General features: G+C 69.4%; 9 protein-coding genes and 1 pseudogene. 6 read left to right on the top strand and 4 right to left on the bottom strand.

The genetic code is table 11. The features are described 5' to 3' along the window. Both BMG07_RS36920 and BMG07_RS36915 read left to right on the top strand, forming a co-directional pair. On the top strand, positions 1–202 hold a 202-nt coding region (locus BMG07_RS36920), incomplete at its 5' end, for a hypothetical protein (protein WP_198088642.1). A 25-nt stretch (positions 203–227) separates the two neighbouring features. Then, positions 228–1,202 carry a tripartite tricarboxylate transporter substrate binding protein gene (locus tag BMG07_RS36915; RefSeq protein ID WP_198088639.1) on the top strand — a complete coding sequence of 325 codons (975 nt, stop codon included), beginning with the start codon at positions 228–230 and terminating at the stop codon, positions 1,200–1,202. 21 nt (positions 1,203–1,223) lie between these two features. Here BMG07_RS36915 and BMG07_RS36910 read toward each other — a convergent pair whose 3' ends face one another. Together BMG07_RS36910 and BMG07_RS36905 are read right to left on the bottom strand one after the other, a co-directional pair. Beyond that, positions 1,224–2,393, bottom strand: coding sequence for a hypothetical protein (locus BMG07_RS36910; protein WP_198088641.1), 1,170 nt, complete (start codon positions 2,391–2,393; stop codon positions 1,224–1,226). Between the two features lie 11 nt (positions 2,394–2,404). After that, positions 2,405–2,818 (bottom strand): VOC family protein, encoded by a 414-nt coding sequence (locus BMG07_RS36905; protein WP_198088638.1) that lies wholly within the window; start codon positions 2,816–2,818, stop codon positions 2,405–2,407. 165 nt (positions 2,819–2,983) lie between these two features. Here BMG07_RS36905 and BMG07_RS36900 point away from each other — a divergent pair, with 165 nt between their 5' ends. The 4 genes from BMG07_RS36900 to BMG07_RS44490 all read left to right on the top strand — a co-directional run bounded on the left by BMG07_RS36900 (position 2,984) and on the right by BMG07_RS44490 (position 7,870). Further along, positions 2,984–4,141, top strand: coding sequence for a TraB/GumN family protein (locus BMG07_RS36900; protein ID WP_307867260.1), 1,158 nt, complete (start codon positions 2,984–2,986; stop codon positions 4,139–4,141). Positions 4,142–4,152: 11 nt separating this feature from the next. Beyond that, complete coding sequence (locus BMG07_RS36895) at positions 4,153–4,524, top strand: DUF2946 family protein (RefSeq protein WP_198088637.1); 372 nt, start codon at positions 4,153–4,155, stop codon at positions 4,522–4,524. 116 nt (positions 4,525–4,640) lie between these two features. Further along, a complete protein-coding gene (locus BMG07_RS36890) occupies positions 4,641–6,929 on the top strand; it encodes a TonB-dependent receptor (RefSeq protein WP_198088640.1) in 2,289 nt (762 codons plus the stop codon). 32 nt (positions 6,930–6,961) lie between these two features. Further along, entirely contained in the window at positions 6,962–7,870 is a 909-nt protein-coding gene (locus BMG07_RS44490; protein WP_198088636.1) for a copper chaperone PCu(A)C, read from the top strand. Between the two features lie 6 nt (positions 7,871–7,876). Here BMG07_RS44490 and BMG07_RS36880 read toward each other — a convergent pair whose 3' ends face one another. Continuing rightward, the gene (locus BMG07_RS36880; RefSeq protein ID WP_198088635.1) at positions 7,877–9,613 is read right to left on the bottom strand and encodes a phospholipase D family protein; all 1,737 of its coding nucleotides are present in this window, start codon (positions 9,611–9,613) and stop codon (positions 7,877–7,879) included. Positions 9,614–9,704: 91 nt separating this feature from the next. Continuing rightward, a pseudogene (locus BMG07_RS36875) lies at positions 9,705–11,611 on the bottom strand (ATP-binding cassette domain-containing protein). Positions 11,612–11,817 lie beyond the last annotated feature (206 nt).

Below are 11,817 nucleotides of genomic sequence, written 5' to 3'. Positions count from 1 at the left end.
CCCCCTTCACCCCGACGCCCGCGACCGCCTGTACGCCGAGTGCGCGCGCGCCATCAGCGAGGCGGGCACCGAGCGCGAATCGCTGTTTCTCGCCCGGCTCGCGCTGCTGCTGTTCGAGCAGGTCGGCGACGAGTCGCGCTGTCGCGCCGCGCTGGCCGACGCATTGCGCGCACTGCCCGTACCATCGCTGTCCGCTTCCTGAATTACAAACAACCGGAGACTGATCCATGGATCGCCGCACCCTTCTCGCCACGCTCGCATCGAGCGCCGCCGTGGCCGCCTCGCCCTTCGCCCGCGCCCAGGAATACCCGGCGCAGCTCATCAAGTGGGTCGTGCCCTACCCGGCGGGCGGCGGCACCGACGTGATCGCGCGCGTGCTGGCCGAATCGATGCGCCAGACGCTGGGCCAGCAGATCGTGGTCGACAACCGCCCCGGCGCCTCGACCAACATCGGCGCCGACATCGTCGCCAAGAGCAAGCCCGACGGCTACACCATCCTGTCGGCCGACAACGCCGTGCTGGCCTTCAACGAGCACCTGTTCAGCAAGCTGCCGTTCAACCCCGAGAAAGACTTCACCTACATCGGCGCCATCGGCAAGTTCCCGCTCGCGCTGGTGGTGCACCCGGACTTCCCGGCGAAGAACTTCAAGGAGTTCCTGGCCTACGTGAAGGCCAACCCCGGCAAGGTCAACTACGCCTCGCCCGGCAACGGCTCGCCGCACCACCTGGCGATGGAAATGTTCAAGGTGCGCACCGGCACCTTCATCACCCACATTCCGTACCGCGGCGCCGCGCCGGCCATGGCCGACGTGATGGGCGGCCAGGTGCCGTGCATGTTCCTGGACCTGGCCTCGGGCCTGTCGATCATGCAGAGCAACAAGGTGCGCGTGCTGGCCATCGGCTCGGGCGCGCGCAGCAAGCTGCTGCCCAACGTGCCGACGCTGGCCGAAGTGGGCGTGCCCAACACCGAGGTGTTCGCGTTCCAGGGCATCCTGGGCCCGGCCGGCCTGTCGCCCGCAGTGGTGACCAAGCTCAACGGCGACCTGAACAAGGCCTTCGGCACGCCGGCCGTGCAGAAGCGCTTCGAGGACTTCGGCATGGAAGCGATGCCCGGCACGCCGGCGCAGTTCGCGGCGCTGTCGCGCGCGGAATCCAAGCGCTGGGGCCCGATCATCAAGCAGGCCGGCATCAAGCTGGACTGATGCCGGCGGCGGGCGTTCGTCCTAGCGACTGAACGCCTTGCGGGAGCCGTCCTCGAAGACTTCGTCGTCGCGCTGCAGCTCCCCGTTTTCGTCCCAGGCGCGCTCGCGCGTGACGCGGCCCTTGGCGTCGAAGCTCGACTCGGCCAGCAGCGTGCCCTTTTCATTGAAGCGCTGGTGCGTACCGATCGGCACCTGCCGGTTGCGCCCCACGACCTGGTAGCGGCCCTGCGCGGCGCGCTGGCCGCTGTCGTAGAACTCGGTGATGTCGACCACGCGGGCGTCGCCGCTGCCGCTGTAGGCCGACTTGCTGTTGGGCTGGCCGTTCAGGTAGTAGCTGTCGTCGCCGATGGGTTCGCCCGCGCTGTTCCAGCGCTGGTCGCGCACCAGCGTGCCTTTTTCGGAGAAGGCCTGCTCGCGGATGCGCACGCTCGCGCGCTCGACCAGCAGGTACACCGTTTCGCGGCGCTTCACGCCCTCCGACGAATAGTTCTGCTCGGTGCGCTGGTTGCCGGCGGTCTCGTCGAGCACCGCCGTCTTGCCGTTGTCGTAGAAGCTCTGCGAGCGCACCCGCTTGCCCGCCAGGTACGACAGCCGCGAGCGCAGGTTGCCGCGCGCGTCGAACAGGTCGACCTGCGACGGGCCGGCGGTAAAGCCGCAGAGCTTGGCGTCGTCGACCACCGGCGCGAGCGTGGGCGCGTCGGCGCAGCGCAGCGCCGACAGCTGGCCGCGCTCGGTGAATTCGACCGAGGCGCGCTCGCTGCCGCTGCCGGTGTCGGGGTAGAAGATGACGCGGCGCAGCTTGCCGTCGGGGTGGTAGCTGCGCACCAGCCCGCGCTCCTGGCCGTCGTCGTAGGTGGCCTCGCGCAGCACGCGGCCGGTGGGCGAGAACTCGCGGGCGCGGCCCTGCAGGTTGCCCTTGGCGTTCAGGCTGTGCTCTTTGACGAGCTTGCCCTTTTCGTAGATGCGCACCAGGCCCATCGTCACGCCGTTCTGCAGCTGCTCCTCGCGCAGCAGCTCGCCGGTTGCGCGGTCCTTGCAGCGCAGCAGGCCGGTCTGGCCGGCCGTGGTGGCGCCGTTGGCCGGGTTCACGCCGCGGCCGTTGAGCTCGCAGTCCGACTGCGCATGAGCCGCCGTGGCCGCGAGCAGCGGCACGAGGGTGGCAAGCCCGAACGCGAGCTGCCGCGGGCGCAGGCGGGGCAAGGTCACTTGTCGTAAAGCGTGTCGAGGGAACGGAAACCCTTGACCTCGATCGGATTGCCGAACGGGTCGCAGAAGAACATGGTCCATTGCTCGCCGGGCTGCCCTTCGAAGCGCACCTGCGGCTTCAGCACGAAGTCGGTGCCCGCTGCTTCGAGGCGGCGGGCCAGCGCCTGCCAGTCGGGCAGGGCCAGCGCCAGGCCGAAGTGCGGCATCGGCACCATCACGTCGCCGACGCGGCCGGTACGGGTGGTGGCGAAGGGCTCGCCGAGGTGCAGGGAGATCTGGTGGCCGAAAAAGTCGAAATCGACCCAGGTGTCGGTGCTGCGGCCTTCGGCGCAGCCGAGGACGTCGCCGTAGAAACGGCGGGCGCCATCGAGGTCACGAACGTGAAAGGCAAGGTGAAAGATGCTCTGCATGGTTTCGGATTATGGGCAACGGTGCTGTGAGAATGCCGGACTTTCTTTCATCGTGGAGCAAGCCTTGCGGATACTCCGGACACTCGTCGCTCGGATGCGCGACATCGATTTCTCGGCGCCCCTGCGCCTCGTGCAGCGCATGCCGCGCCAGATCCTGGCGGGCGCGTGCTGCGTCTTTACATTCGGGGCCGTCCAGGCGCCTGCCCCCCGTCGGCCATCGCCAGCCTCGAAAAGCCGGGCATCGGCCTGCGCAACGGCGTCGATCGCGGCATGCTGTGGCGCATCGAGCGCGACGGGCGGACCTCGTGGCTCTACGGCACCCTGCACGTGGGCCGGGGCGACTGGGTGCGGCCCGGGCCGACCATCCAGAAAGCGCTGACGCAGAGCGACACGCTGGCGCTGGAGCTCGACTCGCGCGACGAGGCCACGGCCCGCACCATGGGCCAGCCGGCCGACCCGGCGCTGGTGGCACGCGTGCTCAGCGGCGAGCGCGCCCGCCGGCTGGAGCGCCAGAACGCCGAGGCCTGCGTGCCGCCCGGCACCACCTCGAAGCTGCAGCCCATTCTTCAGGTCACGGCGCTGGCCGGCCTGGCGGGGCGCGCCGACGGGCTGTACCCCGAATTCGGCGTGGACGAAACGCTGGCGGTCTCGGCCCGCAACAGCAGCAAACCGATCGTCGCGCTCGAGAACGCGGCCGACCAGCTGAAGGTGCTGACCGGCGAATCCGAAGACGAAGAAGGCCAGCAGATCGACGCCGCGCTCGACGAGCTGGAGTCGGGCAAGCTGCGCGGCCAGCTCAAGGAACTGGCCGAGGTCTGGGCCCGCAGCGACGCGGCCAAGCTGACGCGCTATGCCGACTGGTGCAACTGCCTGAACACCCCATCGGAGCAGCGGCTCATGAAGCGCCTGCTCGACGACCGCAACCCCGGCCTGGCCGACGGCATCGAGCGGCTGCATGCCGGCGGCAAGGGCGTGTTCGCGGCGGTGGGCGCGCTGCACATGATCGGCCCACAGGGGCTGCCCACGCTGATGGCGGCGCGCGGCTTCACCGTGACGCCGGTGCTGACCAACGCGCAGGAACAGACCGCGGTGCCGATGCCGGCGCTCGCGGCCCCGTCGCCGTCGCCACGGGCGCGCGGCGGCAAGGCCGTGAAGGGCCAGCGCGTGCAGAAGGGGCAGAAGGGCGCGCCCGCGGCCGCCGCGAAGGGGGGCAGGCCGGCCGCGAAGGCCGCACCCGCCGCCAAGGGCGCAAAGGCCCCGGCCAAGGCCGGCGGCAAGGCACCCGCCAAGGCCCCTGTCGCCAAGGGCAAAGTGAGCCGATAATCGCGACCGCCATGCACGCGCTGCGCCTTCCCACCCGCTCCCTCGGCCTCATCGGCCGCTGGATGCTGCTGTGGTTCGTGCTGTCGCTGGGCGTGGCCGTGGCGTCGCCGCTGGTGCATCCGCAGGCCATGGAACTGGTGTGTTCCGGCGCCGGCCCCATCAAGGTGGTGGTCCACACGGAAGACGGCGCGCAGGAAATGGGCGCCTCGCACATGGACTGCCCGCTGTGCGTGCTGACCGGCGCGCCGCCGCCGGCCATCGCGGTGCCTGTCTTCGATCTGCCCCTGCCGCTGGGCCGCGTGGTCCAGTCCATTCCCGCCGCGCGCCTGGCCGCGGCCACCGCGGCGCCGTTGCCGGCGCGCGGGCCCCCGACTTTCTCCTGACGCTTTCCAACCGCTGCCGCATTCGCACGTCCGTCGTGTGCATGCGGCCTGTCCGGCTCGAAGTTTCGTGAAGAAGGTTCCCCTTGAAAAAGCATTCCCGCGCCCTGGCGATCGCCATGGCTTTTCCGCTCGCCGCGCCCGCGCTGGCGCAGCAGCAACCCGCCGATTCCCCTGAGGCGGCGGCCGGCGGTCGTGCCCTCGGCACGGTCACCATCACCGGCGGCCGGCCGACCTCGCTGCCGGCGCAGATACCGACCACCATCGAGGGCGTGACGCACGAGCAGATCGTCGAGACCGTCAACGCCACCGACAGCGAAGACGCGCTCAAGTACCTGCCCAGCCTGGTGGTGCGCAAGCGCTACATCGGCGACTTCAACCACGCGGTGCTGGCCACGCGCGCCTCGGGCACGGGCAACAGCGCGCGCTCGATGGTCTACGCCGACGGCATCATGCTGTCCAACCCGCTGGGCAACGGCGCCACCTACGCGCCGCGCTGGGGCATGGTGTCGCCCGAGGAAATCGAGCGGGTCGACGTGCTGTACGGACCGTTCTCGGCCGTCTATCCGGGCAACTCGGTGGGCGCGGTGGTCGACTACGTGACGCGCATGCCCACGCAGCTGGAGGCGCACGTCAAGCTCAGCGGCTTCGCGTCGAACTTCGACCTGTACAACAGCCATTCGTCGCCGGCCGGCCAGCAGCTCGACTTGTCGCTGGGCAGCCGCAGCGGCGACTGGTCGTGGTGGCTCAGCGCCTCGCGCACCCACAGCAAGGGGCAGGCGCTGGTGTTCGGCAACCGGCTCGTCAGCGCCGGCACCGTGGGCAGCGCGGGCACGCCCGTCACCGGCGCGGTGTTGGGACTGAACCCGTCGAACCAGCCGTGGTGGCTGGTGGGCGGCGCCACCATCTACGACACTACGCAGGAGCAGGCCAAGCTCAAGGTGGCGTACGACTTCTCGCCGACCGTGCGCGCCACCTACACGCTGGGCGCCTGGAACAACACCACGCACGGCGGCGTCGACACCTACCTGCGCGACCCGCTCGGGCGGCCCGTGTACGGCGGGCGCGTGAACATCGCCGGGCGCACCTACAACCTGGATTCGCCGAGCGCCGCGCTGGCGCCGACCGAGACCGCGCTCACGCACTACATGCACGGCCTCTCGGTGAAGAGCCACACTGGCGGCGTGTTCGACTGGGAGGTGGCGGCGAGCCTGTTCGACTATTCGAGCGACACCTCGCGCACGCCCACCACGCCGCTGCCGGGCGCCTTCAACGGCGGGCCCGGCCGCACCACCGACATGGGCGGCTCGGGCTGGAACACCTTCAAGGCCGCGGGCACCTGGCGGCCCACCGGCTCGGCCGAGGGCGTGGGCGCGCACGTGGTCGACTTCGGCTTCCAGCAGGACACCGCGCGCCTGCGCACCAACGTCGGCAACACGCTCGACTGGACCGGCGGCGCGCCCGTCTCGCCGTTCTCGGCCTTCAACGGCAACACGCGGCTGCAGTCGCTCTACGTGCAGGACACCTGGCGCTTCGCGAAAGACTGGAAGACCACGCTCGGCCTGCGCCACGAGCGCTGGGAGGCCTACGGCGGACAGCTCGGCAACGCGACTTCGCTGCTGAACTTCGCGCCGCGCAAGAACAGCTACGACTCGCCCAAGGCGGCGATTGCCTGGCAGGCCACGTCGGACTGGCTGTTCAAGGCCTCGACCGGCCGCGCGGTGCGCATGCCGACGGTGAGCGAGCTCTACCAGGGCTCGATCAACGGCAACCAGATCGTCAACACCAACCCCAACCTGCGCCCCGAGCGCTCGTGGACCACCGAACTGAGCGCCGAGCGCGACCTGAAGAACCTGGGGCTCGACGGCGTGCTGCGCACCACGCTGTTCTTCGAGAACACCAAGGACGCGCTCTACACCCAGGCGCTGAACAACCTCGTGAGCACGGTGCAGAACGTCGACGCCATCCGCACGCGCGGGCTCGAAGTGGCGCTGAACGCGGTCGACGTGGGCATCCAGGGCTTCGACCTGAGCGGCAGCCTGACGCTGACGCGCTCGAAGATCACCGCCAACAGCGGTTTTCCCGCGAGCGTGGGCCACGACCAGCCGCGCGTGCCCAAGGTGCGCGCCGCATTGCTCGCCACGTACCGGCCCGACGCCAATTGGAGCTACACCGTGGGCGCGCGCTACAGCGGCAAGCAGTACGGCACGCTGGACGGCAGCGACCCCAACGGCTTCGCGTACATGGGCTTCTCGAGGTTCTTCGTGGTCGACGCGCGCATACGCTACCGGATCGACCGGCAGTGGAGCGCGGCCTTCGGCATCGACAACCTGAACAACAACAAGTACTGGGCTTTCCACCCGTACCCGCAACGCACCTACGTGGCCGAACTCAAGTTCGACCTTTGACTCTCTCATTCCAACCGCAAAGGAACCGCGACATGACGAAACCGATGGCCATCACCCGCCACACCCTGGCCGCCTGCGCCCTGCTGGCCGGCGCCACCGCCGCCGTGGCGCACGTCACCCTGCCGCCGGGCGGCGCCACGGTCGGCAGCGACTACAACGCCGCCTTCCGCGTCGGCCACGCCTGCGAGGGCGCCAAGGCCACCACCGGCCTGGCCGTGCGCCTGCCCAAGGGCTTCGTGCTGAGCGACGCCCAGGCGCGCAAGGGCTGGAAGCTCGACGTCGCCAAGAGCGGCGACGGCGAAGTGCGCTGGACCGCCGAGACCCCCGACAGCGCCCTGCCGGGCAGCGAGCGCGCCGAGTTCGTGCTGCGCGGCAAGGTGCCGGGCACGCCGGGCACGCTGTGGTTCAAGGTGCTGCAGACCTGCGACACCGGCGTGGCCGACTGGGCCGAGGTGCCGGCTTCGGGCAATTCCACCGCCGGCCTGAAGAGCCCGGCCGCCAGACTGGTCGTGGTGGCGCAGGGCGTGGCCACGGTCGACGTGCGCGACGGCTGGGTGCGCCAGTCGGTGCCGGGCCAAAGCGGCACCGGCGCTTTTATGAAGCTCACCGCGCCCACGGGCACGAAGCTGGTGAGCATCTCGACCCCGGCGGCGGGCACGGCCGAAGTGCACGAGATGAAGATGGAAGGCGACGTCATGAAGATGCGCGAACTGCCCGGCGGCCTCGACCTGCCGGCGGGCCAGACCGTCGAGCTCAAGCCCGGCGGCTACCACGTGATGATGATGGACCTGAAGGGCGCGCTGGCCAAGGGCGCCACCGTGCCGATGACGCTGAAGTTCGAGGACGCCAAGGGCGTGAAGACCGCGCTGGACGTGGCGCTGCCGGTGGGCGCGCCCGAAGGCGCCGATGCCGGCGGCATGGCGCACCAGCACAAGCACTGAGTCGGTCTAGAGCAGCTGGTCGGGCGCGAGCGGGCCGAACAGCTTGAGCATCAGCCGCAGGGTGGCGCTGGTGTCGGGCTCGCTGGTCGCGTCCTTCAGGCCGCTGCCTTCGGGGGCGCGCCACACCAGCGCGCCGTCGACCCGCTCGACGTGCCAGGAGCGCTCGCGCATGCCGCGCTCGATCTGGGCTGAGGCGGCGCGCGAGAGTTCGTTGCTGCGGATCAGCAGCGCGATCTCGGTGTTCTGCAGCTGCGAGCGCAGGTCGAGGTTCATCGAGCCGACCACCAGCAGCCGGCCGTCCATCACCAGCACCTTGGAGTGCAGCATCGCGCGCGATTGCCCGGTGACGCCGGCGCTACTGCCGCCGCTTCCGCCAGAAGAGCCGAAGATGCTGCCGAAGCTGGACTGCTCGCTGCGCAGCTCATAGAGCTCGATGCCCATCTTGAGCAGTTCCTCGCGGTGGCGCGCGTAGCCGACGTGTGCCACGGGGGCGTCGTTCGACGCCAGCGAGTTGGTCAGCACCTGGATGCGCACGCCCCGGGCACGCGCCGCGGAAAAGGCCTGCAGCATGTCTTTGCCGGGCACGAAGTAGGGCGAGATGATGAGCAGCTCGGAGCGTGCCTGGCCGATCAGCTGCAGCAAGCCCTCGACCACCGTGTCGCCGTTGGCGGCCAGGTCGGACGCGGCCTCCAGCGAGGCGGCGCCGCGCGAAGTGGCGCCCTTGTCGTCGGGCTGGCTGACCACGAGGCCCGGTGCCTTCGCGCTGCCGGGGCCCGAGTCGGCGGGGATCTTGCCGGGCTTGTCGGCCAGCATCACGGCGGGCGCCCAGACGAAGGTCGCGGTGCGCAGGTCGAGCGGCTTCTCGTCCCAGGCGCGGGCGCGCTGCTCGGCAGTGGGGGGCGCTTTGTCGCTGGGGGTGTCGTCGTGGTCGCGGGCGGCCTGCTCGATCAGTTCCTGGTCGGCCTTTTTCGCGCGCTCGCGCATCGACTGCAGTTCCTCGCGCGTGACCAGCGATTGCACGGGGTAGGCGCGCTCGTTGTTCCAGTAGCTGTCGAAGCTGCGCGAGAGGTCTTGCACGATCGGCCCCGCCGCCAGCACGTCGACGTCGACGAAGTTGCCCGTGGTCGCATTGCCGAAGTACGCATCGCCCAGGTTGCGCCCGCCGGCGACGGCCATCACGTTGTCGGCCAGGAACAGCTTGTTGTGCATGCGCTGCTGGATGCGCGAGGCGTCATCGATCGAATTGAGCAGGCGGCTGAAGGCGGAGTCGCGCGAGCCGGCGAGCGGGTTGAACAGGCGCATCTCGATGTTCGGAATGAAGGCCAGGCCCAGCACCAGCGCGTCGCGGCCGGTGGTGTGGAAGTCGTCAAGCAGCACGCGCACGCGCACGCCGCGCTCGGCGGCGGTCCGCAGGCCGCGAACCAGCCGGCCGGTGCTGGCGTCGGCGTGGATGGCGTAGTACTGCAGGTCGAGCGTCTTCTGGGCGCCTTCGATCAGCGCGAGACGGCTGCCGTAGGCGGCCTGCGGTCCGCCCAGCAGCAGGAAGCCGGATTCGTAGCGGGCCTTTTCGGCCTGCCTGCGCTGTTGCACGAGGTCGGCCAGCGCGGTGCCCGTGGCCGGAGCGGCGATCGCGGTCGAGACCGGGCGATCGACGTTCTGCGGCAATTGCGCGCAGGCCCCGAGGATCAGCAGCGCCAGGAGCGCGGTGGACCGACGAAAGAAGGCTTGGAATGAAGAAGGCATGCAGCTTTCCCGGTGCGTGGGATTCGAAGCCGCATATATAGCGCAGTCGGCGCCCCGCCGGCGTCGGACGGCGGGACGCAACAGGCTGGGGTCAACGCCCGGTGGCGAGTTCTTCCTGGCGCTCGAGGGCGGCCAGCAGTTCGTCGTCGATCCGGGTGTGGCGCTCGGCGAGCTCGGCCGCTCGCGAGGCGTCGTTGGCGTAGATGGCGCCGCCGTCGAGCTCGAGCATCTCGGTGATGCGCTTCTGCTCGGCTTCCAGGGTTTCGATCTGGGCGGGAAGGCCTTCGAGCTCGCGCTGCTCTTTATAGGAGAGCTTCTTGCGAGGCGCGGCGGCGCGGGCGGCGGGTTCCGCGGCGGGAGCGGGAGCCGGTGCCGAGGGGGCCGGTGCAGGGGCCGGCGCCGCGGCCAGCCGCTGCTCGGCGATTTCGCGCGCGCGCTTGGACTGGATCAGCCAGTCCTGCACGCTGCCTTCGTACTCGCGCCAGCGGCCGTCGCCTTCGTAGGCGATGGTGCTGGTCACCACGTTGTCCAGGAAGGTCCGGTCGTGGCTCACGAGGAACACGGTGCCGTCGTAGTCCTGCAGCAGGGTCTCGAGCAGCTCGAGGGTGTCGATGTCCAGGTCGTTGGTCGGTTCGTCGAGCACCAGCACGTTGGCGGGGCGGGCGAACAGGCGGGCCAGCAGCAGGCGGTTGCGCTCGCCGCCGCTCAGCGAGCGCACGGGCGAGTTGGCGCGCGCGGGGGAGAACAGGAAGTCCGACAGGTAGCTCTTGACGTGTTTCTTCTGGCTGCCGATTTCGATCCACTCGCTGCCGGGGCTGATGAAGTCTTCGAGCGTGGCGTCGAGGTCGAGCTTGTCGCGCATCTGGTCGAAATACGCCACCTGCAGGTTGGTGCCACGGCGGATCTTGCCGCTGTCGGGTTCGAGCTCGCCCAGGATCAGCTTGAGCAGCGTGGTCTTGCCCGCGCCGTTCGGGCCGAGCAGGCCGACCTTGTCGCCGCGCAGGATGGTGCCGCTGAAGTTGCGGATGACGGTCTTGGGGCCGAAGGACTTGGTGGCTTCGGTGAGCTCGGCCACGATCTTGCCGCTGGACTGACCCGAGGCCACGTCCATGTTCACGCTGCCCTGCACCTCGCGGCGGGCGGAGCGGCTGGCGCGCAGTTCCTGCAGGCGGGTGATGCGGCTCTGGCTTCGGGTGCGGCGGGCTTCGACGCCCTTGCGGATCCAGATCTCTTCCTGGGCCAGCAGCTTGTCGGCCTTGGCGCTGATCACGGCCTCTTGCGCAAGCTGCTCTTCCTTCTGCAGGAGGTATTGCTCGAAGTTGCCGGGGTAGGAGTTCAGCTTGCCCCGGTCCAGTTCCACGATGCGGGTGGCGACACGGTTCAGGAAGCTGCGGTCGTGGGTGATGGTGACGACGCTGCCCTTGAAATCGATCAGCAGCTGCTCGAGCCACTCGATGGAGTCGAGGTCCAGGTGATTGGTGGGCTCGTCGAGCAGCAGGACGTCGGGGGCGGCCACGAGGGCCTGGGCCAGGGCGACGCGCTTGCGGGTGCCGCCGGAGAGCGAGCCGACGCGGGCGTGCGGTCGAGGTGGAGGCGATGCAGCGTCTCTTCGACGCGCTGTTCCCAGTTCCAGGCGTCGAAGGCTTCTATTTGAGACTGCAGGGCGTCGAGGTCCAGGCCGTCGGCCCCCGACAGATAGAGGTCGCGAATCGCGATGACCGGGCCCAGGCCCTGGCTGGCGGCGGTGAAGACATCCGCATCCATATCAAGAGCGGGCTCCTGGGCCACATAGGCCACGCGCAGGTTCTGCTGCAGCTGGAGGGTGCCGTCGTCTGTCTTCTCCAGGCCCCCGAGTATCTTGAGCATCGAAGACTTGCCGGCGCCGTTGCGGCCGATCAGGCCGATGCGCTCCGATTCGAGAAGAGAGAAGTCCGCGTGATCGAGCAGGGGGACGTGACCGAACGCCAACTGGGCGTCGAGGAGTGTGATGAGTGCCATGTGGTGCGGATTATCGGAGGAGGCACCCTTGGGGGCCTGGAGCGGTCCGGCGCGAGCATCGGTGGTGAGGGGCAATCTGAATGCGATTTCGTTCGGATTGTTCGAGCCGGGCCCAAATACTGGCATATACTTGCGGGCTCGACTGACAACGCTGCAAGGTGTTTCAAGCAAGCCAAGCTCCTGTGGAGCCGGCAAGCGAGAAAGTC

The sequence above is a fragment of the Variovorax sp. E3 genome (assembly GCF_016082275.1).
In the GTDB taxonomy this organism is placed as follows: Bacteria; Pseudomonadota; Gammaproteobacteria; order Burkholderiales; family Burkholderiaceae_C; genus Variovorax.
This window is presented reverse-complemented; position numbering and strand designations above follow the sequence as displayed.

Excerpts from the sequence above, each read along its gene's own strand:
- BMG07_RS36915 (WP_198088639.1), top strand. The coding sequence starts at position 228 with ATGGATCGCCGCACCCTTCTCGCCACGCTCGCATCGAGCGCCGCCGTG.
- BMG07_RS36905 (WP_198088638.1), bottom strand. The coding sequence starts at position 2,818 with ATGCAGAGCATCTTTCACCTTGCCTTTCACGTTCGTGACCTCGATGGC.
- BMG07_RS36895 (WP_198088637.1), top strand. The coding sequence starts at position 4,153 with ATGCACGCGCTGCGCCTTCCCACCCGCTCCCTCGGCCTCATCGGCCGC.
- BMG07_RS36890 (WP_198088640.1), top strand. The coding sequence starts at position 4,641 with ATGGCTTTTCCGCTCGCCGCGCCCGCGCTGGCGCAGCAGCAACCCGCC.
- BMG07_RS44490 (WP_198088636.1), top strand. The coding sequence starts at position 6,962 with ATGACGAAACCGATGGCCATCACCCGCCACACCCTGGCCGCCTGCGCC.
- BMG07_RS36880 (WP_198088635.1), bottom strand. The coding sequence starts at position 9,613 with ATGCCTTCTTCATTCCAAGCCTTCTTTCGTCGGTCCACCGCGCTCCTG.